The 22,123-nt window shown below is 61.4% G+C and carries 21 protein-coding genes; 15 read left to right on the top strand and 6 right to left on the bottom strand.

What is annotated here, in order from left to right:
* Positions 1–94: 94 nt before the first annotated feature.
* From AC07NV_RS11935 to AC07NV_RS11925, 3 genes are read left to right on the top strand one after another with little or no spacing between them, the layout of a single operon-like run.
* Positions 95–2,500, top strand: coding sequence for a TonB-dependent receptor (locus AC07NV_RS11935; RefSeq protein WP_495166566.1), 2,406 nt, complete (start codon positions 95–97; stop codon positions 2,498–2,500).
* Positions 2,500–3,477 (top strand): alpha/beta fold hydrolase, encoded by a 978-nt coding sequence (locus tag AC07NV_RS11930; RefSeq protein WP_495166565.1) that lies wholly within the window; start codon positions 2,500–2,502, stop codon positions 3,475–3,477. Before AC07NV_RS11935 ends, AC07NV_RS11930 begins: the two co-directional genes overlap by 1 nt.
* Before the next feature lies 1 nt (position 3,478).
* Complete coding sequence (locus tag AC07NV_RS11925) at positions 3,479–4,498, top strand: LacI family DNA-binding transcriptional regulator (protein WP_495166564.1); 1,020 nt, start codon at positions 3,479–3,481, stop codon at positions 4,496–4,498.
* A gap of 31 nt (positions 4,499–4,529) precedes the next feature.
* Here the strand turns inward: AC07NV_RS11925 and AC07NV_RS11920 are convergent, their stop codons facing one another.
* Positions 4,530–5,897: a sulfatase-like hydrolase/transferase gene (locus tag AC07NV_RS11920; protein WP_495166563.1), complete on the bottom strand. Its 1,368-nt coding sequence runs from the start codon at positions 5,895–5,897 to the stop codon at positions 4,530–4,532.
* A 121-nt stretch (positions 5,898–6,018) separates the two neighbouring features.
* On the opposite strand from AC07NV_RS11920, the gene AC07NV_RS11915 reads away from it, so the two are divergent.
* The 4 genes from AC07NV_RS11915 (at position 6,019) to AC07NV_RS11900 (ending at position 11,558) form a co-directional block, all read left to right on the top strand.
* On the top strand, positions 6,019–6,324 hold the full coding sequence (locus tag AC07NV_RS11915; protein ID WP_495166562.1) for a hypothetical protein: 306 nt from the start codon (positions 6,019–6,021) through the stop codon (positions 6,322–6,324).
* 104 nt (positions 6,325–6,428) lie between these two features.
* On the top strand, positions 6,429–8,567 hold the full coding sequence (locus tag AC07NV_RS11910) for a beta-glucosidase (RefSeq protein ID WP_495166561.1): 2,139 nt from the start codon (positions 6,429–6,431) through the stop codon (positions 8,565–8,567).
* Positions 8,568–8,645: 78 nt separating this feature from the next.
* Positions 8,646–9,659 (top strand): formylglycine-generating enzyme family protein, encoded by a 1,014-nt coding sequence (locus tag AC07NV_RS11905; RefSeq protein ID WP_495166560.1) that lies wholly within the window; start codon positions 8,646–8,648, stop codon positions 9,657–9,659.
* A 240-nt stretch (positions 9,660–9,899) separates the two neighbouring features.
* A complete protein-coding gene (locus AC07NV_RS11900; RefSeq protein WP_495166559.1) occupies positions 9,900–11,558 on the top strand; it encodes an ATP-binding response regulator in 1,659 nt (552 codons plus the stop codon).
* Positions 11,559–11,562: 4 nt separating this feature from the next.
* Here the strand turns inward: AC07NV_RS11900 and AC07NV_RS11895 are convergent, their stop codons facing one another.
* On the bottom strand, positions 11,563–12,189 hold the full coding sequence (locus tag AC07NV_RS11895; protein WP_495166558.1) for a LuxR C-terminal-related transcriptional regulator: 627 nt from the start codon (positions 12,187–12,189) through the stop codon (positions 11,563–11,565).
* Positions 12,190–12,558: 369 nt separating this feature from the next.
* Between AC07NV_RS11895 and AC07NV_RS11890 the strand changes: the two genes are divergently transcribed.
* From AC07NV_RS11890 to AC07NV_RS11870, 5 genes are all read left to right on the top strand, one after another.
* The gene (locus AC07NV_RS11890; protein ID WP_495166557.1) at positions 12,559–13,398 is read left to right on the top strand and encodes a hypothetical protein; all 840 of its coding nucleotides are present in this window, start codon (positions 12,559–12,561) and stop codon (positions 13,396–13,398) included.
* A 98-nt stretch (positions 13,399–13,496) separates the two neighbouring features.
* Positions 13,497–13,985, top strand: coding sequence for a hypothetical protein (locus tag AC07NV_RS11885; protein WP_495166556.1), 489 nt, complete (start codon positions 13,497–13,499; stop codon positions 13,983–13,985).
* A 24-nt stretch (positions 13,986–14,009) separates the two neighbouring features.
* Complete coding sequence (locus tag AC07NV_RS11880; RefSeq protein WP_495166555.1) at positions 14,010–14,696, top strand: DUF4189 domain-containing protein; 687 nt, start codon at positions 14,010–14,012, stop codon at positions 14,694–14,696.
* Positions 14,697–14,839: 143 nt separating this feature from the next.
* Entirely contained in the window at positions 14,840–15,553 is a 714-nt protein-coding gene (locus tag AC07NV_RS11875; protein ID WP_495166554.1) for a lysozyme inhibitor LprI family protein, read from the top strand.
* 143 nt (positions 15,554–15,696) lie between these two features.
* Complete coding sequence (locus AC07NV_RS11870; protein ID WP_495166553.1) at positions 15,697–16,320, top strand: hypothetical protein; 624 nt, start codon at positions 15,697–15,699, stop codon at positions 16,318–16,320.
* A gap of 84 nt (positions 16,321–16,404) precedes the next feature.
* On the opposite strand, the gene AC07NV_RS11865 is transcribed toward AC07NV_RS11870, so the two are convergent.
* From AC07NV_RS11865 to AC07NV_RS11855, 3 genes are all read right to left on the bottom strand, one after another.
* Positions 16,405–17,166, bottom strand: a complete 762-nt coding sequence (locus tag AC07NV_RS11865) for a sulfite exporter TauE/SafE family protein (protein ID WP_495166552.1) — start codon at positions 17,164–17,166, stop codon at positions 16,405–16,407.
* Between the two features lie 227 nt (positions 17,167–17,393).
* The gene (locus AC07NV_RS11860) at positions 17,394–17,957 is read right to left on the bottom strand and encodes a DUF1993 domain-containing protein (protein WP_495166551.1); all 564 of its coding nucleotides are present in this window, start codon (positions 17,955–17,957) and stop codon (positions 17,394–17,396) included.
* A gap of 174 nt (positions 17,958–18,131) precedes the next feature.
* Positions 18,132–18,866: a hypothetical protein gene (locus AC07NV_RS11855; protein ID WP_495166550.1), complete on the bottom strand. Its 735-nt coding sequence runs from the start codon at positions 18,864–18,866 to the stop codon at positions 18,132–18,134.
* A gap of 72 nt (positions 18,867–18,938) precedes the next feature.
* Here AC07NV_RS11855 and AC07NV_RS11850 point away from each other — a divergent pair, with 72 nt between their 5' ends.
* Complete coding sequence (locus AC07NV_RS11850; protein ID WP_495166549.1) at positions 18,939–19,595, top strand: TetR/AcrR family transcriptional regulator; 657 nt, start codon at positions 18,939–18,941, stop codon at positions 19,593–19,595.
* A 267-nt stretch (positions 19,596–19,862) separates the two neighbouring features.
* Positions 19,863–21,107, top strand: a complete 1,245-nt coding sequence (locus tag AC07NV_RS11845) for a tyrosine-type recombinase/integrase (RefSeq protein ID WP_495166548.1) — start codon at positions 19,863–19,865, stop codon at positions 21,105–21,107.
* A gap of 335 nt (positions 21,108–21,442) precedes the next feature.
* Here the strand turns inward: AC07NV_RS11845 and AC07NV_RS11840 are convergent, their stop codons facing one another.
* On the bottom strand, positions 21,443–21,751 hold the full coding sequence (locus tag AC07NV_RS11840) for a hypothetical protein (RefSeq protein WP_495166547.1): 309 nt from the start codon (positions 21,749–21,751) through the stop codon (positions 21,443–21,445).
* 103 nt (positions 21,752–21,854) lie between these two features.
* On the opposite strand from AC07NV_RS11840, the gene AC07NV_RS11835 reads away from it, so the two are divergent.
* Positions 21,855–22,121 carry a Nif11-like leader peptide family natural product precursor gene (locus AC07NV_RS11835; protein WP_495166546.1) on the top strand — a complete coding sequence of 89 codons (267 nt, stop codon included), beginning with the start codon at positions 21,855–21,857 and terminating at the stop codon, positions 22,119–22,121.
* The last annotated feature ends 2 nt before the right edge of the window (positions 22,122–22,123 follow it).

Raw genomic sequence — 22,123 nt, 5'->3', positions numbered from 1 at the left:
CAATTTCAAACAAGCGAGTTAGGGACCGTCGGGAATGAAACAGATCGGCAGCGCCGCTTCGCGCGGAGGCCCGGCGAAAAATGGGAGGGACCTCATGCGAAACATCTCTAAATTGGCGCTTCTTATCGGCACGGCAGCTGCGATATCGGCGACACCCGCTGCCGCGCAAAGCAGCGAATCGGACACAGCCGAAGCCGCTACCGACACGGTGGACGCGGGAGAAATCGTCGTGACGGCGCAGAAGCGTAGCGAGCGACTCCAGGATGTTCCGCTTGCGGTCACCGCCATCACGGGTGAGGCGATGGCGGCGCGCCAGATCGGCGATACGCGCGATCTGGTCCAGGCAGTCCCATCGCTGACCTTCCAGCAGGCCACCAATCCGGTTGCGAGCAGCTTTCGCATTCGCGGCGTTGGTACGTCGCTGTTCGGACTGGGCACCGAATCCTCGGTGGCACTCGTCGTCGATGGTGTCGTCAGCGCCCGTCAGGCCCAGAATTTTACCGACTTTGCGGACATCGAACGGGTCGAGGTGCTGCGCGGGCCGCAGGGAACCCTGTTTGGCAAGAATGCGACCGCCGGCGTCATCAGCGTCGTCACCGCGCGTCCCTCGCGCGAGTTGGAAGGGCGTGTGAGCATGACGGTCGCGGAAATGGACGAATATCGGGCCAGCGGCACGATATCGGGTCCGGTCGGCGACACGATCGGCGTTCGCCTGACCGGCTATTACAACGATATTGGTGGCAATATCCGCAATGTCCTGACCGGCGATGATGCCAACCGGACAAAGAGCTGGGGAGTGCGGGGCAAGCTCGAATGGCAGCCCACCGACGGTCTGACCCTGTTGTTCGCAGGCGATTACCGCACGAGCGATTCCAACTGCTGTCAGAGCGTACTGGTCAAGGTGGGCAATCCGCTTCGTACGCTCGTGTCGGGGCCGATCGCGGTGCGGGCTGACAGCGACGAAATCTGGAACAACGATGCCACTCGTGTGAAGAGTGACCAGCAGACCTATTCGTTGCAGGCCGATCTCGATCTCGGCGCGGCCACGCTGACCTCGATCACAGCCCTGCAAAAATATCATTTGAGGCAGAATGGCGAGGTCGATGCCTTCGGTCATGCCCGGCCGATCTTTATCAGCCCGGCATCGGCCGCACAGTTCGACGTCAACGCCGGCAACACCCATATCAAGAATTTCACGCAGGAACTGCGCCTCTCATCGAACGGGTCCGGCCCATTCACCTATGTGCTCGGCGGCTTTTATTCGAAGGTCTCGATCGACCGGTATTTCGCGCAGCGACGGGCGGTGTGCCTCACCGGGGTCATCGGCCAACCCTGCGCCGCGCCGATCTATCAATCGCTCGCCAGCGACGCCGATCTTTCGAACGAAAGCATCGCCGGTTTTGGTCAGGCCGAACTGGAGCTTGTCGGCGGCCTCAAGGCGATCGGGGGCCTGCGTGTGCAACATGAAAAAATCGCCGTCGATGGCGAGCGGTTTGGCGTGCTGGTTCCGGGCGATGCCCTCTTTGGCGCCACCGCCAGCGCCCGCGCCGGGACATCGGCCAGCGATACCGCAGTTACCGGCAAGGCCGGCGTCCAATACGAGTTCAGCCGCTTCGCCCAAGCCTACGGCACCTACACGCGCGGCTATAAGGGCCTTGGTCTCGACACAGAAATCAGGGCGAACTTTGCGGGGCAGGCTCCCGTTCTGCCCGAACATGTCGATGCCTATGAACTTGGCTTCAAGGCGCGCACCGCCGACGGTACTTTCGGGATCGCCGTCGCGGCCTTTCTTGCCGATTATACCAACCTCCAGGTCCAGGCGAACCGCTCCGACCCGCTCAATGGCATCCCGTCCTTCGTCCAGACCAACGCCGGGAACTCGCGCACCAAGGGGTTCGAGATCGAAGCGAGCTTCCGGCCTTCGCGCGAATTCACGCTGACCGCCGCCGTTACCTATGCGGACAACAAATTTGATATCGACGGCCTCAATTGTCCGCAGCAGTTCCGGCCCGGTGCGCCCACCATCGCCATCGGCGGGACGCGGCCCATCAATAGCTGTTATCGCTATCAGTTTCGCGACAATGCAGGCACATTGCGGGTCAGCGATCCGGTACAGGACGTCAAGGGCGGAACACTGCCGGCATCGCCGAAATGGCGCGTCAATCTCACGCCGCGCTACGAACGGGACTTGTCGCCGAACCTCGCCGGATTCATCCAGGCCGATCTGTCGTTCCAGAGCGACCAGGGCTTCACGCTCGAACAGGACCCGCTGCTGCAGCAGGACGGTTATGCGATCGTTGATCTTTCGATCGGCGTGCGTCAGCCCGAGCATGGCTTTGGCTTGACCCTCTACGTCAAGAATTTGTTCGACCAGAATTACTATTCGGGCATGACCGCGGGCGCGTTGGTGCCCGCCAACCTGACGCTGGTCGACAGCTTTGCCAACCGGCCGCGCAATGCCGACCGCTACGTCGGGGCGGCGCTGGATTATCGCTTCTGATGCAGAAGAAGTGGCTCTTTGCGCTGGCGGCGCTCTGCCTTCCGGTAGCCGCTGTCTGCCAGCATGAGGCGGCGCGCCCACCGCTGGCGACAAGTTACGTCGGCGGTGTGCGGACTATCGCCGATCTTCCTTATCGGACTGTCGATGGTCAGACGCTGGTCCTGGATCTTTATCTTCCGCCCAAGGGCGCCGGGAAACGTCCAGCGGTATTGTTCGTCCACGGCGGTGGATTCATTATGGGCCACAGCCGGATGATGGGCGCCGAGACCGATTTCCCCGCGCGTCTCGCAGCACTTGCGGCAAAGGGCTACGTTGTCGCCTCGATGGAGTACCGACTGGCGCCCAAGGCGCGATTCCCGGCACAGGTGCGCGACGCCAAGGCTGCGGTCGCATGGCTGCGCGCACATTCGAGCGATTATGGGATCGACGCTCGGCGTATTGCGATATGGGGGTCCTCGGCGGGCGGGACGATTGCCGCTTCGGTCGGCACGAGCTGCGGGGTGCGAGACCTCGACCCCGAAGATGGCGGCGCGGTCGGCAAGGATAATTGCGTCCAAGCCGTGGCCGACTGGTTTGGTCCGACACGTGTCGATTCCGATCGGCTGTCGGCAATCTATCTTGGCTGTCTCGCGAGCCTCAATTGCGATGCCGACCGGATAAAGGCAGCTAGCCCGGTTAATTATGTATCCGGGGATGACCCACCTACCCAAATATTGCATGGCGGCAGCGATGATCTCGTGCCGCTCGCCGAGTCAAAAGCACTCGAAGCCGCGTTGCGTGCCGCTGGCGTTGAGGTCGAGTTTCGCGTGATCGAGGGCGCTGGACACGGCTTGCGTGCCGACGATCCGGTGCGCCAAAAGGCGATCCTCGACGATACCTTCGCGTCGTTGACAGGCTTTCTGGACCGGACGATAGGTTCATCTTCCTTGCACGGGCGCGCGTCTGCGGCCGCGGTGGGAGGCAAGGTCGGAGACTAGGTTGGGCGTTACCATTCACGATGTTGCGGCCCGTGCCGGGGTTTCGATCAAGACCGTTTCGCGCGTGATGAATGCCGAGCCCAATGTTCGCGACGCGGTTCGCGAGCGCGTGCGGGCCGCAATGACCGAACTCGACTATATTCCCAACGCGGGTGCTCGGCGCATGGCGAGCGCACGCTCGCTGCTGATCGGCCTTTTCTTCCGTCCGCAGCTGGCGAGCTACATCACCGGAATTCAGCTCGGCGCCGCGCGTCAGTGCCGCGACCGCGACTATCTCCTTGCCGCCGAACCGATCGAGGGGCGGGACGCCGACGTTCCCGCAATGATCGAGCGCACCGTTCGCCGCGCGCACCTTGATGGCGTTATCTTGGTGCCGCCGCAATCGAACGACCTCGATATCGTCGACCTTCTCGAGCGGCTTCAGGTGCCCTTTGTGCGTGTGTCGCCCACCGCCGAACCCGACCGCGGCGCCAGCGTCTTCGTCGACGATCGCCGCGGCGCGGTCGAGGCGACACGCCATTTGATCGAGCTGGGGCATCGCGACATCGCCTTCCTGGGTGGACCGCTGGCGTCGAAGGGCAGTGCGCCGCGCCCACGGCGCGACGGCTTCCTCGATGCCATGGCGGAGGCCGGGCTGCCGGTGCCCGATAGCCGGATCATCTATGGCGAATTCACCTTTTCGTCGGGGCAAAGATGCGCCGACACGCTGTTGGGCGCACGCGCGCGGCCGACTGCGATCGTTGCCGCCAATGATGCGATGGCGGCCGGCGTCCTCTCGGCGGCCGCACGGCGCGGCATCAAGGTGCCGGACGATCTGTCGGTCACCGGGTTCGACGACGCCGAGATCGCGCGGGTTGTTTCGCCGGCGCTGACGACGATCCGCCAGCCGCTGGAGCATATCGGCGCAGCTGCCGCCGATATGCTGCTGGCCGCGCAGCCCAGCGGCAAGCTCGATCCCGTCCGCCGACGGCTCGACATCGAACTGGTCGTCCGGGAGAGCACCGCACCCCCTCGGTCGTGATCGGCAAGGATGGCAGCGGAGGCGCTCGCAGTCAGTTGGCGGCGGCAGGAGGTGCGGGCGGCGCCCGCATCCCGATGATCGCCGACGGCTGGGTCCGCAGCGGCGCGAAGCGGGCCCGGGCTGCGTCGATGCGAGCGGTGAGGTCGGCGAGGATGTCCGGATAGCGTTCCGCTACGCTGTAGCTTTCGGACGGATCCTTTTGCATGTCGTACAGCTGTGGATAGCCCCGCGCGGGCAGATCGAGGAGATAGTTGCGGTAATAGTCGGCGGTGACCAACTTCCATCGCTGGGTGCGCAGCGCGACGACATCTTCGTCGTCGAAAAGCAGCAGGCCGTCGTGCGGGGTGGGGGAGCCGCGCAGGAGTGTCGCCGACAGGTCCTGGCCATCGAGCGTCACGCCTGCGGGCGGCGCAACCCCGGCCATGGCGCAAAAGGTCGGCAGGAAATCGATGCTCATCCCGATGGCGTCGTTGCGCCTTCCCGCCGGGACCGTCCCGGGGTGCCAGACGATGGCGGGGACGCGGTAGCCGCCGTCATAGCCAGCGCCGCCCTTGCGTTGTCGAAGCCCGCCGGTCGCGCCCTCGAACCAGGGGCCATTGTCCGAGGTGAAGAAAACCAGCGTATCGCGAGCGATCCCGAGCGTCTTGAGGCGTGCCAGGATACGTCCGACGATCGCGTCGATCTCCTCGATCATGTCGCCATAGGGGCCCGCCGCAGACTTGCCGTGGAAATCGGGGTGGGGGATCGCCGGCAAGTGGGGCGCGCTGAGTGCCAGGTCGAGAAAGAAGGGGCGGTCGCGGTTGGCGTCGATGAACTCCAGCGCCTTGCCGCAGAATTTTTGCTGCAGCGTCGCAATGTCGGCGGGTGCCGTTTCGGCCTCGGCGCCGCGCCGTGCTTCATAGAGCGCGAGCGGTTTCATGTCGTGACTATAGGGAATGCCGTAATAATAGTCGAAACCATGCCGGGTTGGCATCCAGTCGGGACCGGTGTGCCCGAGATGCCATTTGCCGATCAGGGCGCTGCTGTAAGTTGGCGCAAGCGCTGCGGCGATCGTCTTTTCGCTGAGCGGCAGGACGCGCTTGTCGTTGGGTTGGATGACGCGGTGCCCGAGTCCGGTGCGGACGGGGTAGCGTCCGGTCAGCATGGCCGCGCGCGACGGGGTGCACACATTCGCCCCGGCGTAAAAGTCGGTCATCGTCGTGCCTTGGCGCGCCATGCGATCGAGGTTCGGAGTCCGGATTGCGCCTTGGGCGGCGGCGCCCCAATCGCCATAGCCCATGTCGTCGCACTGGATGACGATGAAGTTCGGCGGCCGGCGGGTCGCCGCCCATGCCGATGGCGCTAGCAAGGCGGCGGCAGCGCCGCCCAAGGCGGTCGTTAGCAGATCTCTGCGGTCCATTGTCATCTCCCTCGTGGTTTGTGGCCACCATAACGCGACATGGAATATTGACAAGCTTGTCATTTCTATGGATGAGGCGGCATTCCGTGCCCGGACCGCACAAACCTGTCGGAGAGATTATATGCGCCTTTTCCTTTCGCTCGCCCTCGTCTTATCGAGCCCTGTGCTGGCACAGACCGAACCTGCGCCGGCTCCTGCCGCCGAAAAATTGTCGATCGACTTGCCGATCGAGACACTCATGGCAGATCCCGTGGGGAAGGCGGTCATGGACAAGGAGATGCCGACGCTGATGTCGCATCCGGCCTATGAGCAGTTCGAGAGCATGAGTCTTCGCCAGCTTCAGCCTTATTCCGGTGGCGCGATCACCGACGAAAAGATCGCGGCGATCGAGGCCGCGCTGGAAGCTGCAAGCAAGGCCAAATCCTAGGTCGCGGACAAAGGAGCGGTCGCGACGATGGAAACGGGGGAGTTCAGGTGATGCGAGGGAAATATGCAGCAACGGCAATGGCGACCATATTGGCTGGAACTTCGATGACAGCGCAGGGATATGCGCCCGACGCCACCGATGTCGCCGCTGACGAATGGGCGGCAAAGACCGAAGCGCAGATGACCGATGACGAACGCTTTTCGCTGCTCCACGGCATCATGCCCATTCTCATCGGCCCCTATGCAAACCCTCAGCTGAAGACGAAATGGCCCGACGATCTCGTGCCGGGCGCCGGCTATATTGTGGGGGTGCCGCGGCTTGGCGTTCCCTCGCTGCGGGAAACCGATGCAAGCCTTGGCGTGACCAACCCTTTCGGCATTCGCAAGGGCGACACGGCAACGGCGCTGCCGGCGGGTTTGGCGATTGGCGCGAGCTTCAATCCCGATCTTGCGTTTGCGGGCGCGCGGGCGGTGGCCAGCGAAGCGCGCGCGAAAGGGTTCAACGTCCTGTTGGGGGGCGGCATCAACCTCGTTCGGGATTCCCGCAACGGCCGCAACTTTGAATATATCTCCGAGGATCCGCTCCTCTCGGGAGTCATGGGTGCCGAGGCGGCAAGGGGCGCCCAGTCGGTCGGCGTGGTCTCGACGGTGAAGCATTTCTCGCTCAATTCGAACGAAACCAACCGGCACACATGGAATGCCGAGATCGACGAAGCCGCGCACCGCGAAAGCGACTTGCTCGCTTTCCAGATCGCGATCGAGCGGGGGCAGCCTGGTTCGGTCATGTGCGCCTATAACATCGTCAATGGCGAGCCGGCGTGCGGGAGCGATCATCTGCTCAATAGCGTGCTCAAGAAGGATTGGCGCTACAAGGGCTGGGTCATGTCCGACTGGGGCGCGGTGTCGAGCGCCGACTTTGCCATCAATGGCCTCGACCAGCAATCGGGCGAACAACTCGACAAGCAGGTCTGGTTCGACGCGCCGCTCAAGGCGAAGCTCGCCGATGGCAGCCTGCCGCGCGAACGCCTGTCGGACATGGTGAAGCGTATCCTGCGATCGATGAAGGCGAACGGCCTCGTCGATGCCGGTCCCGCTCCGGCGGTGGACATGAAAAAACACGCCGAAATCGCGCGCGAGATTGCCCGGCAGGGGATCGTCCTCCTCAAAAACGACGCAGGCGCGCTGCCGCTTGCCGCGAACGTCGGTTCGGTGGCTGTGATCGGGCGCAATGCCCATGTCGGCGTCCTGTCGGGCGGCGGTTCGTCGCAGGGCTTGCCGCCGAGTGGATGGGCCGCGTCCATCCCCATCGGCGGCGGCGAAGGATCGATGGCGTCGTGGCGGGTCGAGCGCTGGTTTGCCGGTGCGCCGCAAGCGGCGCTGAAGGCGGCGCTCCCGAAGACAGAGGTTCGGTTTGATCCGGGCCTTTATCCGCAGGATGCGGCGGCGCTCGCCGCGCGCTCCGACGTCGCGATCGTCTTTGTCAGCAAATATGAAGCCGAAGGGTTCGATTCGCCGGACCTCTCACTGCCCGGCAATCAGGACGCAATCGTCGCGGCGACGGCCGCAGCCAATCCCAACACCATCGTCGTCCTCCAGACCGGCAATCCCGTCGCCATGCCGTGGCGCGACCAGGTCAAGGCCATCGTCGCTGCCTGGTATCCGGGACAGGAGGGCGCTGCAGCGATCGCCGATGTACTGACAGGCAAAGCCAATCCGTCGGGACGTCTTCCGATCAGCTTTCCGGACACGATGGAAACCCATCCGCGGCCGACGATTCCGAGCTATGGAACGCCCGACCGGACCGAAGTGACGGTGAGGATGAACGAAGGATCGGACGTCGGTTATCGCTGGAATGCCAGCAAGGGGATCAAGGCGCTCTATCCCTTCGGCCATGGCCTTTCCTACACGCGCTTCGCCACCAGCGGGCCGAAGTTTGACGGTTCGACCGCGAGCGTGGTGGTTCGCAACGCCGGAGATCGCGCGGGCGCGACCGTGGTACAGCTATACCTTTTGGCAAGAGGCGAAGAAACGAAGCAGCGCCTGGTTGCATTTCAGCGTGTTGAACTGGCTCCGGGGGCGGAGCGGAAGGTCGATCTGAAGATCGATCCGCGCCTCCTCGCTGACTGGAACGGGCAGGGGTGGACGATCCCGGCTGGAGAATATCGTTTTGCGCTCGGGGAGAATGCCGAAACCGTCGGGCCACCCATTCGCGTGAAGATGAAACAGCGCACATGGCGGGACTGACGAAGGGCTCTGGAGGGGGCGTCGTCATCGAGGTATTCCACGTTTATGACGGGCGGTCTTCCACCTGGAGTGCAATAGTTGCGTAAAGTGATGCGATCACCGGCGGTGAAAAATGGCCGGGCGGCTTCCACCAGCGGCTCGTCGCCAGATTTCGAGCAGTCGCTGGGGGGCATGGTACACGTTGAGGGTGGGACCTTTTCAATGGGTTCCGATGAATTCTACCCGGAAGAGGCGCCGGTGCGGCGCGTCCGGGTGGGCGACTTTTTCATCGACGCCAGCCCCGTTACCAATCGTGAGTTCGCCGTCTTTGTCGAGAGTACGGGCTATTTGACGGATGCCGAGACTGCGCCTGACCCGTGCGACTACCCGGGCATGGACGCCGCTTTGGCGGTTCCGGGCTCTCTGGTCTTCGAACGAACGCGTGGCCCTGTCGATCTCGAGGATTTTACCAACTGGTGGCATTTCCGGCCCGGTGCCGATTGGCGTCACCCGACCGGCGGCGACAGCGCGATCGACGGTCTTGAAGATCATCCGGTGGTGCATGTGACGTATCGCGATGCACTAGCCTATGCCGAATGGGCAGGGAAATCGCTGCCGACGGAGGCCGAATGGGAATATGCCGCGCGCGGCGGGCATGACGATGGACGCCCTTATGCGTGGGGCGGGGAGTTGGCCCCCGGCGGCGCGATGATGGCCAACTACTGGCAAGGCCTATTTCCGTTCTCGAACCTCTTGACCGATGGATGGGAGCGCACCTCACCTGTGCGAAGCTATCCTCCCAACGATCGTGGTATCTATGACATGATCGGCAATGTCTGGGAGTGGACCGCGGACTGGTATGCGATGCCGCACATCGGTGCCAAGCGGAAGCCGGGTGCTTGCTGTATCATCGATAATCCCAGAGGTGGCCGCAAGCGTGAGAGCTGCGATCTGGGCATGCCGGATATCAAGATCGGGAGAAAAACGCTTAAGGGCGGGTCGCATCTTTGTGCTGAAAATTATTGCAGGCGCTATCGCCCCGCTGCGCGCCACCCACAGACCGTCGACACGTCGACCGGCCATATCGGCTTCCGGTGTATCGTCCGCTTTTGACATTTTTGTTCTAGAAGCAGCCTGTCCGGAATCGGCCATATGCTGCCGAGATGAACCATCTTTGTATCGGAGTGTCGGGAGGTGCGGCTGGCAACATCTCGGTAATCTTGGGAGTATCCGCTATGATGTTTGTGGCGGTGGTTCTTCCAAAGCCTTCAATTCTACCTGTCTCCGGGACATGGGTCATGGCAAGTTGCATAATCGGTCAAGGCAAGACCGGATCGACAAGGTAAGCCCGGAATGAATTCCACCAGTCGCAAATCAGCTTTTTACGGACAGGCTCTGACAAAGGACTCGAGCCGCGACGCCGAGAAGTCGCAGGCCGTCGTCAGGATTGTCATCGCCTTTTTCTTCCTGCTGTCCCTAAGCGCCATGATGGCATTTGACAGAAGGACTTATGATTCAGTTCATGAATTCTTCTATCTGATGATAGCTGTGCAGCTCGCATCCATATTCGTGTTTGTCGCGGTTGTGAAATATCCCGGCGTCTATCATTCCAGACGTGTGGCCGTTATGTTTCTCGATTATGGCGTACTCACCTACGGGCTGATTGAAGGTGGGTATGCGCTAATTCCGCTCTACGCCATACTGCTTTGGGTAACAGTGGGGAATGGTCTGCGGTACGGCGTCCGCTACCTTGTCGCGGCAACGGCAATCGGGCTATCTTCACTGGGGCTGGTGATCGGTTTTACGCCCTATTGGTCGAGTCAGCCCTATCTGGCCTTCACTTTCGTCCTGACGACGATCATCGTTCCAGCTTACGCCTTCAGTCTGCTCACGAGGTTGCGCCGGGCTTCCGAGGCAGCGGTTGCGGCCAATGCTGCAAAATCGCGCTTCCTTGCCGAAGCCAGCCATGACCTGCGTCAGCCGATTCATGCGATCGGCTTGTTTACAAACTGCCTGCTCGACGCGCCGCTTCGTCCTGAGGAACGTCAGCTGGTCGAGAGTATCGACAAGTCGCTGAACAGCGTTTCGTTGCTGTTCCGGTCGTTGCTTGACGTCTCGACGCTCGATGCCGGCGGCATCGCACCGAGGATGGAGGCCGTGCGCATCGGATCGCTGCTGCAGGATGTGATCCGCCAGAACTCCAAGACGGCAGAATGGACGGAGTCGGTCATTCGCCACGTCGATTGCGCGCTCTGCGTGCACACCGATGCTGGCCTGCTCGCAACGATGGTGCAGAATGTCCTGTCGAATGCCCTTAAATATTCGCCGGGCGAGCCCATCCTCCTTGGGTGCCGGAGGCGGCGGGGAATGTTGGCGATCGAGATATGGGATCGCGGCAACGGGATCGAGGAAAGCCACCTCGCAAAGATTTTTGACGAATTCTACCGCGTCAAGGAGCGTGGTCGCGATATCGACGGTATCGGGCTGGGGCTGTCTATCGTCAAACGGCTGGCCGACGTATTGGGTCTCGCGGTATCGGTGCGGTCACAGCGCGGCTACGGCACCGTCTTCGCGATCGAGGGACTTGCGATCATCGATGGGCCGGCGATCGCCCAAGACATCCCGAAGCCGTTCGTGGCCGATCCTCTCGGCGGACTGCGGATATTGTTGATTGACGACGAGCGCGAGGCGCTGAAAGCGACCGCGGACTTGCTCGAACGCTGGGGTTGTATCGTTCAGGCCGAGGCATCTCAGCCCCCGACGATCCAGCCCTGCGATATCGTCATCGCCGACCATGATCTCGGTTCGGATGTGACGGGCATCGATTGTATCGTCCATGCCCGCCGGATGTTGGGGCAGAAGGTGCCGGCGATAATCATCACTGGAGGGGATGTGCAGCTCATTGCCGACGAACTCGGCGATCGTTCAATCCCGATCGTTTCGAAACCCGTGCGTCCAGCGGAGTTGCGGGCGCTGATCGGCACCCAAAAACGCTGTCGTGAGGCCGGCTGATTGCTCAAAGAGCCAGATCGGAGGCCTTCGCCGCGGCGGCAGTGCGCGTCCGGACATCTAGCGCACGAAAAAGGTCGGATACGTGAATGCGGACCGTAAAAGGGGAGATCCGAAGCTCCCGGGCGATTTCCTTGTTGGTCTTTCCCATGGCAAGCAAGCGCAGCACATCGCGCTGACGGGCCGTGAGCAAATCTTTCGCCGCAGGCCGTTCAAAGCCCGCGGGTGATCGCTGGACAACGAATTCCCCGTCACGCACTGCCCGGATGGCGAGGCCGATCTCATGCGGCGGCACGGCCTTTCCGATGAAGCCGTCGGCCCCGGCCGCCAGCACGGCTGCAATCGCGTCTTCGCTGTCAATCATTGACAGGATGATGATCGAAGCGCGTGGAAATTCCCGGCGCAGTGCGCCGACCGAGCGCTCGGCGTCGAAGCCTGGGAAGATTAGGTCGAGGATGAAAATGGCGGGCGCATCGCCGCGACGGGCCTCGGCGAGCAGTTCGTTCCACGCGCCTCCCTCGACAATATCTGCTTCCGGACAGAGTCGCTGCACGATCCGCCGTACGCCCTCGCGAAACATCGGATGATCGTCGGCGATCACGATCCTCTCGGCATGAGCGTCGGGCAGGCTCATCGTCCGTAAAGGCCCAGGATTTCGGTCATGGAATCATGGTCTTTGGATTTCATCGCTTGTGCAAGGAAAGAAACGAATCGGATGCGAGCGCGGGGCTGGGGTCAATTGGGCGGTGGATCGTGGCAGGTTTATCGATGTCCATGGCGCACACCTCTACATCGATCCGCAGGGTGGGCATCTAGTGCATCTGTGCTAGTGAAACGAGCTCCGTGGGCTGCCAAGATATTGTTGGGAAAGCGACTTTCCGAATGTTCGGAAGTCGCGGCAACGACGGGAAGTCTTGCGATGTTCAGAGCGACGGCCAGTTGGCGATTCCTTGCTTCTGCGATTACGCCTGGTGCGAGCTCAGCGCCCGCACTTAGCCCCAAAATGCGATGGCGCGCGCGGATCTTTGGAAAACTGGCCGTTCTACTCTGCCTGTGCTTTCCGGGAACGGCGCAGGCCTCCAAGTGCGAAGACGACTTCAAGGTCAGTGGCAATGTCCTTTCGGGGCCGCGCTATACTGCGGTGCTCGCCGTGCCCGATCTGACCCCGGAGAGTGCGGTGAACCAGATGCGGGCGCTCGCTCCTTCGGAAAAGCTCGACGTGCTCACGGCGAATCCCGCTGGCGGGAGCATGCTGCTGGAGATGCCCCAGAGTACGACGCATCGCGCGATTCCGTTCATTTTTACCGCGACACGCGAGGCGGGCGGTAGCCGGGTCGAACTGCTCGCCAAATTCAACAAGGGATCGATCGTCGGCGAAAAGACGTTCAGACGCGACATGTGTGCGCTCTTGTCGCGCTTGCGCGGGGGTAAGGCCGGCATCATAGCGGGCAATGCGGCGGTCGTGCCGGCCCCCTCGACCAAAATCGATGCGCTGGCGTTGTCGCAGCGGCTGGCGGGCGAAATGAAGGACAAGCCCGCGGCGATACCACTGCGCTACGCCGGCAAGTCCTTCACCGTATCGGGTAAATTCGATTATGCGGCGCAAGATGGCGCCGAATATCGTGTCGCCTTCGACATTCCGGATCCCGGCAAACTGCTCTTCACGCCCGGCCCCGGCGCGGCGCAATTCAAGGTCGACATTCAATGCATGATGGCGAAGGATCAAGCCGCCTATGCGCTCAGCCTGAGCAAGGGCGAGCGTATCAGGTTGACCGGCAAATTTCTCGAGTATCGCGCGTCGCGCACGACCTTCTACCTTGGCGATTGCCGGCCCGAGAAGTGAGAGGGGCGGGCAGAACGATGGCTCCTGGCCCTTTGTTAAATCCAATCGAGTTTCCAGTCTTCAAGCAACAACAGTCAATTCATTGGAATGGATCGTAAATGAGAAAATCGATACTTGCCGTGGCGTTGGCCGCTACCTCTACCGCACCGCTTCATGCCCAGACGATTGAAGGCGCTGCACATATGAACGGTGCCGGTCCGGTTTCGGTGGGCAGCTTCGTCGGCGCGCGGCTCCGCATCCCGCTGGGCGGAGCCCGGGAGAGTGGCAAGGAAGTCCGGGCGAGCCTGACGGTGGCGCCGATGCAGCGGAGCGAAGGGTCGGGGCTGCGCGGACCCGCGTGGCGCTTTGGCGAAGGACTTGAATTCGGTTTGACGGGGGATGAACGTACGCCGCATTTTTTGCTGGCGGGGCAGCGCTTCGCGTCGTCGCGTTACGCCCCCGGCGGACGTGTATCGGGAAAGGGACGAAGCAATCTGTCCGATGCTGGAACTGTTGCCGCTGTCTTAGGGGGGCTGGCACTCGTTGCGGGAGTCGGCCTTCTTGTCGCACTCGATGCGTCGGACGACCCCGACCGCTGCTGCGAATAGGCGCGGCAAACGATGGAGGACAGGATGGCCTTTCCCGCAAACCGGCGTTTCCTCGCGTTCGCGGCGTTGGCGCCGCTCGGCCTGCTTTTGCCATTTGTGCCGTCGAACCCGGCTGCAGCGTATGACCATATCTGTCCGTCGGGTCCGGGACCGGGCGAAACGGTGATCGGCATGCACACGCCGGCTCCGGGCGCGCCGCCGGTGCCGATTTGCAGGGGATCGCAGCAAGCGCCACAGAGCGCGCCGCAGGGTTCCGCGATGCCGCAGATCCAGATGATGCCCTATGTCCGGCCAAAGCTGTATGGCGTGCATGTCACCGACGTTGGCCGCACCCAGCTTTATTCGTCCAACTGGAATTACAATCCAGAGAACGGGCTCAATATGGCGCTCGAATACTGCGAGCAACAGACGGGCAAGGCATGTGTTTCGCTCGGCGGGTTCGTTGACGAATGTCAGGCAATCGTCATCGATACCAACCGCGCCACCTATCGCGGGCGTGACACCGATCCGCGCTTCGCGGCACGGCTGGCGATGGAGGATTGCGGCAAGAACGGCCCCGTTGGCCAGTGTCGGCTGTGGCGATTGCCGCTCTGTTCGGGGCTCGGCTATGGTGAAGGCAATTATGTCGGCAATGACAATGGTCGCACACCCGAGCAGATCAAGTCGGAGATTGACGCGATGACCGCCGAGTTGGTGGCCGAATTGCGATAGCGCCGGCAAGACCGGGGCGGTACCGAAACGGTTCTCGCGACGGAGCGATTTTGCGCATCGCCCATTTCGAAGACGCGCCAGCGCATCCCTGCATGAAATACGGAGTTCAGGAGGGGCGTGTTAGATGACAAAACTGGACCGAAATGGAAATATCATCTCTGTTGTGTCCGATCACTTCGGCTTTGGCACTCTGTCTGACGGCACAAATTCAAAACGCGGCAGCGACGGCCCCCCAGCCAGAGGCGCCGCGCCCCTCGTTCAATTGCGCCAACGCGGAAAATGGGGTCGACCGGGCGATCTGCATTGATACCGCTCTCGCGAAGATCGATATAGAAATCGCGCACCACTATAAGACTTTGCTCGGCATGCTTGACGTCGGAGGGGTCGCGGCACTGCGACATGATCAGCGAGAATATCAACGTGCCGTCCACGCACACTTCGGACGATCACGCACGGGAGATTTGTTCAGTGACGAATATAGCGAGCTTCAGGAACAGATGGAGTCACGGCTAAGCTTCCTGGACCGGATCATCGCCAATTCTCCGCCTGGTCTGACAGGGCAGTGGGAGAACTATCTCGGCATCGTCAGAATCGCGCAAAACCCGGATGGGAAATTTTCGGTCGATGCTGACGATTTCTACGGATCCTCCTGCGCGGCTAACGGTATGGGCGAAGCGCACGGCGATCGGATTGTTGCCAACGATCCGTTCTGGATCGAGCGCAGAATCGCGGTCGAGCGCGAGGGATCGATCCTGCGCCTTGCCGTTCTGCCCCCAAATGTAATCAACCGACATTGTTCGGGCGGGAATCGCCGTGACGGCACATATTTTCGGGTGACGGAGGATATCGTGCGATGATGCATTCGGCCGATAACCGCATTTCGATGCCCTCAGCTCTGGATGCCTAAACGCGGATCATTCACTGTTCGGCTGGGCAAATTCGCGATTGTCGCCCGGTAGAATGAACGGGAGGGTTTGTCGGTATGCGTAACTGTAGCTGCATGGCGTTGGCCGCTATAACGGCCACGCAGCTGATGCCGTGCGGTTTTGCCTATGCGCAAGGCGCAGAGATTCCGGTACCGAAAGGCTCGACCAAATGTAGATTGGGTGGTTGGACCAACAACGCTATCCGGGAGGGCATAGTCGTCCGGGCCAAGCCGGTGAATACAGCGCGACACGTGGGACTTCTGCCGACCGGTGGCGCGGAATATGAATACAGTGTCACCTTTCGGATCATCGGCGCCAGAAACGGGTGGTTGAAAATCAGCGACGCGTCGGATGATTACAATGTAAACGAAGGGAGGCCCGTTCGCCCGATCTATCGGGGCGTAGGTTGGATCCCTGCGGATTCGGTTCGTTTCGCCGTCCAGTCGAGACATGGCTATGAGCGGCCCCATTCCGTCGGCCGCTTGGCGATAGAACTCGAAGATTGGCCTCGAATCGAGCGTATCCTATCTTGCGATCGGGAATGGGCGTTACTCGATGTCGACACCGGTCCGCAGCAGCAAATGGATTCGGCTATGTCGATGGGACAGGTCAAGACCGGACGCGGTTGGTTTCGCGGTGTGTGCGCAGTCGAGGAAACGACGTGCGATATGCCCTCGGTCGATGGCAAGAGACGATGAGAGACACGCCGCATGTCCGCTTTGCACATTTTGCCTCGCAACCAGCCGGACCTCTTTCGGCCAAAAGCGCCCCGCGCATATCAACTACCCGCCGTACGCGCGCGCGAAGAAAACGATCGTGGTGACCCCCGTGATCAGCAGCGTCCAGATACGGACAGCACTGGGCGTCAGGCGCTTTCCGATCAACGCGCCCAGCCACCCGCCGATAATCGAGCCGACAAGCATCGGCAGGCAAGCCCACCACCACACCATGGCAAAACCGATGAAAATAAACGCGGCTGCGAGGTTCGCGACTGCCAGCATCGCCGTGCGGATCGCGAACATCTCGCGTGGCTGGATATTCGCCAGAAGGCCATAGAGTGCAGTCGTGATGAGGCCGACGCCGCCGCCGAAATAGCCGCCATATATCCCGAGCAATGCCTGCGCGGCGAGGAGCGTTGGCCGTCCGATGGTCACGCGGGCGTGAAGCCAATCGGCCGCCCGCTTGCCGAAAGCCATCACCGCAAAGGCGAAAAGCAGCAGCCACGGGATGAGCATGTCAAAGGTCTCGGTCGGCGTGATGACGAGAAGCAGGCTCCCGACAAGCCCGAAGACAAAGGTCAACCCCGCGAGCAATCGGACCGGGATCCCGGCGACGGGCCCGAGTTCGTTCCGATACGCCCAGGCGCTCGTACCGGCCCCGGGGAGCAGCGCGACGTTCGAGGTCGCATTGGCGATATTTGCCGGAAGCCCGAGCGCGATGAGCGCGGGCAGCGTCGCGAACGTGCCGCCGCCGGCGAGGGCATTCATGGCGCCGCCCAGCACGCCCGCTCCGGCGGCGAGCAAAAGGGTTGAGAGGTCGATCACGCGTCACTCCGGCTTCGACCGCAATCGGCCGCTACGGGCCAATCGCCGCGATATCGATAGGCGTCAAGCGCCCAGCAGCCTGTCCCCGACCAGCTCTGGCTTGATGGCGGGCTCTGCTGGCCTTTCCCCAGGGCGGAGAGAGGCACGGCGTCTAAACCATTCGAAGAGCTTAAAAGGGTGAAGCGGCTGTTTATCAAGCGTTTTGCACAAGGAAGTGAGCGTTTGGTTTAGGGTGACCTGTTGCGCAGCCGACCTTCATAATCACGCTTGCCAATCTGGACGCCCCGCGAACGCAGGATGTCGTAGGCGGTCACCGCGTGGAAGTGGAAATTCGGCATTGAGAAAGACAAGAGAAAGGTCTCGGCTGTGAAAGCCAAGGTCCGCGGATCCCACGGCGTCCAGGTATCATTTTCGTTGAGCGGTCTATGAAGCTCGATGTTCAGTTCCTTCCCGGACCAACCGTTGACCTCGTCGGGGGTGAACGCCTCCAACGCCCCTTGTGCATTGCTGATCATCGCCTGTAGGTCAGTGAAGGGAACAGGCCCTACCAAGGCGGGAGGATTGAAGGCGCCGGTCCTCAGAGCCTCCACTCCCCAAACGCTGTGATGGCATGCTGCTTCGACCTGAAAATGGAAGGGCGCCATATCATAATAGAGGCGCGCGTTCACGAACTCGTTGGGATCAGTGCCCTCCTCGGCGCAATGCATGACCGCGCGATCAAGGAATATTCCTACAGCCCGCACGGTCTGCAGGAAGGTGGGCACACTTAGGTCGTAGAGCGATATCGCCATCGATTATCTCTAATTTTGAGCGGTTTGCATTTCAGTTCCTAAGGATCTGAACTTACGGCGACAAGGGAAAGAACTGGTTGTCCTTCGTTGTCCCCGCGGGGCCTTGGCGAATGTCGGCTATCTTGGAATCAAAGGCAAAACCGGACGGTCCGTAAGCGGCCAGAAGCTACCAGTCTATTTCGGATGAAGTTCCGCAATCGCCGCACGAATCCAGTTCGAAAACTCGCATGCGAGGTGCCAGCGGTGGCCGGTCACGACCGACGGCATGATAAGCGACGGGAGTTCGACCGTCAGCTTTGCGCGGAAGCCCGTGCCTTCATTTCGAAACTGATGGCGGACCCCGCCGATTGCGGCGCCGTTCGGTGCCCGAGCCACGCCCGCCACCTGCACCGGGTAGTCGGGATCGGGCTCTGACCTCAGGCTCGACAGGTCTGCATAATCTACAAAGAAACGTGCCGCCATCGGCGCGCCGCCATTCGTCTCGATCACCTCTTGGCGGTCCGCGGCGTCGGTCGCGATCAGATAGTGCTCGGGCAGGGCCGCGATCATCACATCTTCGCGGTTCAGCCGCGCGACCTCCTCGAACCAGTTTGCGAACGCCTTCGCAGTTCCGACCGGCGAGACGATTTCGATCACGCTGTAGGCGCGACGACCGCGAGACGCCCACGCGACGAGACGCGCTACCATATCGGACAGCGCAAGCTCTCGCCGTAGGAGCGCGCGGATGCCGCCGTGGCCGAGCGCGTGTTTGCGCTCAAGCAACTGCTGCCTGAGCCGCTCAAGGTCTTGGCTATCTGACGGAGCGCCCAGTCGTCGGAGCGCTTTGGCCGCGCTACGCCGTTCCCAGTCCGCGACGCGGTCGGGGGCAATCCGTTCGCCTTCGATGAAGATTTCTGGGTCGATCGTCATTTGCCTGTAGCCCCTTCGGCGTCTATGTTATAAAAGCAACCATAGTTGCATTAGTGTGAATGGGCAAGAGGTATGACGGGAACGGGCAAGAAGCCGAAGGAATTGGTGTCCGAATGCGAGCAGTTGACCCGCGCAAGGCCGGGCGGGCGTGCCGCCGCGGTTGTTGCCGCGGTCAGGAAAGCCGCATTCGAGTTGCTGGTCGAACGAGGATACGAAGGCGTCGAGATACCCGATATCGCGGTGCGCGCCGGAGTGAACCGGACAACCATTTATCGTCGATGGCCCACGAAGTCCGAGCTCCTACTCGATATCATGCTGGGAGAGATGCAGGCGAAGGTGCCGACACCCGATACGGGGTCATTCGAGGGAGATCTTGCGGAGCTATTGGCGAGCATTGCACGGGTACTCGCCGATCCCATTATGCGGAACCTCTTCCATATCATGAGCGTGCGCGTGGATAGCGATGATCAAACCGCGAAAGCGCGGGAGGAATTCTGGAGCGAGCGATTTGCAGCAAGCGGACAGATCGTGACGCGTGCGATCGCGAGAGGCGAAGTCGGGGAAGGGGTCTCGGCGCGCGCAGTTTTGGAGCTTGGAGCGGCTCCATTGTTCTACCGCATTCTAATCTTGGGAGAGCCTGTCAACCATCGGGCGGCGGCCGACATTGCAGCGTGGGTTGTCGGCCAGAATTTGGCAGGCTTTCCTTTGTCGGTCGCGAAGAAGCATTGAGCGGTCAGTTAGGCTGCTTCTGCCTTGCTGGGTCCCAAAAGCTACCTGACCGCAACCGGCCAAGACTGTCCTAACCATCCACATGAGCTCGAAATGCCGAAGGTCGACCTTCGCTTGAACTCGTGCCGCGATCTCGGCCCAGGCAAATCAACTGGCAGTATCGCGGAAAGCGTGGCGATAGTCGGCGGACGCTGTCTGCATCATATGCGTCCGCGGCACTTTGCTTGATTGTAGAGGTCGCGAATCGGCTGCGCGAAAAGAGGTGGCATGGCGCTTTTGGGACTCGAACCTCTACAGCAAAAAAGTTGTGGGGTATCGATGGGGGTATCGCATTGTAGTGCTGCTCAAAAACGGCAGTTTTATGAGCGAAAAAAGGGCGTTTCGAGTCCTCTTCTGCGGATGAACTACAAGTATCTCGGCCGCTACCGGACGCTGGCGTTCGGTGCCTGGCCCGAGGTCAGCCTGGCAGACGCGCGGGTGAAGCGTGAGGAGGCGCGGCGCCAGGTCGCCGCCGGCCTCGATCCTTCGCACGAGCGAAAGCTCGAACAGGCGCGGGCGGCCGTTTCCGAGGATAATAGCTTCAAGCTGGTCGCGGACGAATGGATCGCGAAGAACGAGCGCGAAGGCATGGCGGAGATCACGCTGAGTAAGATCCGCTGGTTGCTCGCCAAAGCCTACCCCAAGATCGGCAATCGCGCGGTCTCCAAGATTACCGCGCAGGAAGTGCTGGTCGTGCTGCGCGCGGTCGAAGCGACCGGCCGCTACGAAAGCGCGCGCCGAATGCGCAGCGTCCTGAGTCGGGTCTTTCGCTATGCCATCGCAACTGCGCGCGCCGAGCGCGATCCGGCAGGCGACCTTCGGGGGGCGCTAACGGTTACGAAGGCCAAGCATCTCGCCGCGATCACCACCGAGAAGGGGGCTGGCGAGCTCATGCGCGCGATCGAAGGCTATACGGGTCATGCGATCACGTTGTTCGCCCTCCGCCTTTCAGCTCATCTCTTCGTCCGGCCCGGTGAATTACGCCAGGCCGAGTGGACGGAGTTCGATTTCGAGCGGCCGGTCTGGAATATTCCCGATCACAAGATGAAGATGCGGCGCCCGCACCATGTTCCGCTTTCGAGCCAGGCCGTTGCCTTGTTCGAAGAATTATACGACCTGACCGGTACGGGCAGATATTGCTTCCCGTCCTTTCGGACGCCGCAGCGACCCATGTCCGAGAACACCGTTAACGCTGCGCTCCGGGCGCTGGGTTTCGGGAAGGAAGAGATGACCGCGCATGGCTTTCGCGCGATGGCGGCGACGCTCCTCAACGAATCCGGGCAGTTCAATCCAGACGCGATCGAGCGCCAGCTGGCACACATGGATACGAACGGCGTGCGCCGTGCTTATACGCGCGGGCAATATTGGGATGAGCGCATTCGCATGATGCAGCACTGGTCAGATCAATTGGATGTCTTGCGCGAAGGTAACGCAAAAGTTCTGAAGCCGCTGTTTGGACAGCGCCGGAGCTAGCGTCATTTGAGGGCGACGTGGGGATCGCCTCTCGGCTGCTCGCGTCGGATCCTGCTGCAGTTTATTAAGCAACCACCATAAGTCAGCTTTGCGCCCGATCTCGGTCGTCGAAGCTACGCCGGTGCTTGCCTGGAAGCGGACATTGGATGACACTCGCAACGTCATTTCGATGATCGGACATTCAAGCTGCTTATTCGCTGTGTTGGACTATGTCCCTGGACTGTGAACAAGCGTCCGCATACCCCGCGTGAGCATCCCGGCGCGGTCATGCCGCTTGCCGCCGATCTCGACGGGTAATACACATCGTTGGTCTCGGTTTCGGTATCGCAGAGCGCCTACAATTGGTAGCGGTGGCGGGCGTAGCACCACTCGTAATCGGGCTGTCCCTCGCGCGCGGCCGAAACCTCGATCGTCATGCCACCCAGCCGATTTGCCAGCATATCGAAAGTCCAGCGGGCAATGGCCGGCTGGCCGCCGACAAGGCCGAGGAGCATCACTGGCCCGTTCCGCATCACATAATCGCGACAAAGAAGCTCCGATCTAATGTCCGCGACGCTGTCGACGTCCCTCTCCACAGCAACCTGAAGCTCTAGCAAGTACTTGAGCAACCGATGAAGCGCGGCTTGGTCTAATTCTTCGGCCATTGTCTCGCGGGAACTGGACATAGCATGTGGTCCGTGCAATCATTCAGAACGCGTGATTGTTCATGCCACTATTTGCTGGAATACGCCGTCTCAAGGAGGCTGTATGAGTGTAGATAGCGCCCGGGAGTTCATCAAGCTGTTGCAAAGCGACGCGGACTTCCGCTTCGAGCTGCTCAACGCGACCCGAGATTACGGCCATGTTGGCAGGTCAAAGTTCATCGCTGAGAAGGGCTTCGATTTCTCGGTCAAGGATCTCGACGCCGCGAAGCAGGACTACGTGGGTCGGGTTCCGAAGGATCTAAGCGCGATCGTCGACTTCATCTCCTGCGGCATGATCATCCACGATCCGCCAAGCACGAGAGTAGCCTGACG

It is taken from the genome of Sphingopyxis sp. GW821-FHT10B01, assembly GCF_059415685.1.
This window is presented reverse-complemented; position numbering and strand designations above follow the sequence as displayed.

Excerpts from the sequence above, each read along its gene's own strand:
- AC07NV_RS11880 (WP_495166555.1), top strand. The coding sequence starts at position 14,010 with ATGGCCTTTCCCGCAAACCGGCGTTTCCTCGCGTTCGCGGCGTTGGCG.
- AC07NV_RS11875 (WP_495166554.1), top strand. The coding sequence starts at position 14,840 with ATGGAAATATCATCTCTGTTGTGTCCGATCACTTCGGCTTTGGCACTC.
- AC07NV_RS11935 (WP_495166566.1), top strand. The coding sequence starts at position 95 with ATGCGAAACATCTCTAAATTGGCGCTTCTTATCGGCACGGCAGCTGCG.
- AC07NV_RS11920 (WP_495166563.1), bottom strand. The coding sequence starts at position 5,897 with ATGGACCGCAGAGATCTGCTAACGACCGCCTTGGGCGGCGCTGCCGCC.
- AC07NV_RS11870 (WP_495166553.1), top strand. The coding sequence starts at position 15,697 with ATGGCGTTGGCCGCTATAACGGCCACGCAGCTGATGCCGTGCGGTTTT.
- AC07NV_RS11915 (WP_495166562.1), top strand. The coding sequence starts at position 6,019 with ATGCGCCTTTTCCTTTCGCTCGCCCTCGTCTTATCGAGCCCTGTGCTG.
- AC07NV_RS11855 (WP_495166550.1), bottom strand. The coding sequence starts at position 18,866 with ATGACGATCGACCCAGAAATCTTCATCGAAGGCGAACGGATTGCCCCC.
- AC07NV_RS11850 (WP_495166549.1), top strand. The coding sequence starts at position 18,939 with ATGACGGGAACGGGCAAGAAGCCGAAGGAATTGGTGTCCGAATGCGAG.
- AC07NV_RS11930 (WP_495166565.1), top strand. The coding sequence starts at position 2,500 with ATGCAGAAGAAGTGGCTCTTTGCGCTGGCGGCGCTCTGCCTTCCGGTA.
- AC07NV_RS11840 (WP_495166547.1), bottom strand. The coding sequence starts at position 21,751 with ATGGCCGAAGAATTAGACCAAGCCGCGCTTCATCGGTTGCTCAAGTAC.
- AC07NV_RS11910 (WP_495166561.1), top strand. The coding sequence starts at position 6,429 with ATGACAGCGCAGGGATATGCGCCCGACGCCACCGATGTCGCCGCTGAC.
- AC07NV_RS11860 (WP_495166551.1), bottom strand. The coding sequence starts at position 17,957 with ATGGCGATATCGCTCTACGACCTAAGTGTGCCCACCTTCCTGCAGACC.
- AC07NV_RS11890 (WP_495166557.1), top strand. The coding sequence starts at position 12,559 with ATGCGATGGCGCGCGCGGATCTTTGGAAAACTGGCCGTTCTACTCTGC.
- AC07NV_RS11900 (WP_495166559.1), top strand. The coding sequence starts at position 9,900 with ATGAATTCCACCAGTCGCAAATCAGCTTTTTACGGACAGGCTCTGACA.
- AC07NV_RS11885 (WP_495166556.1), top strand. The coding sequence starts at position 13,497 with ATGAGAAAATCGATACTTGCCGTGGCGTTGGCCGCTACCTCTACCGCA.
- AC07NV_RS11835 (WP_495166546.1), top strand. The coding sequence starts at position 21,855 with ATGAGTGTAGATAGCGCCCGGGAGTTCATCAAGCTGTTGCAAAGCGAC.
- AC07NV_RS11845 (WP_495166548.1), top strand. The coding sequence starts at position 19,863 with ATGGCGCTTTTGGGACTCGAACCTCTACAGCAAAAAAGTTGTGGGGTA.
- AC07NV_RS11895 (WP_495166558.1), bottom strand. The coding sequence starts at position 12,189 with ATGAGCCTGCCCGACGCTCATGCCGAGAGGATCGTGATCGCCGACGAT.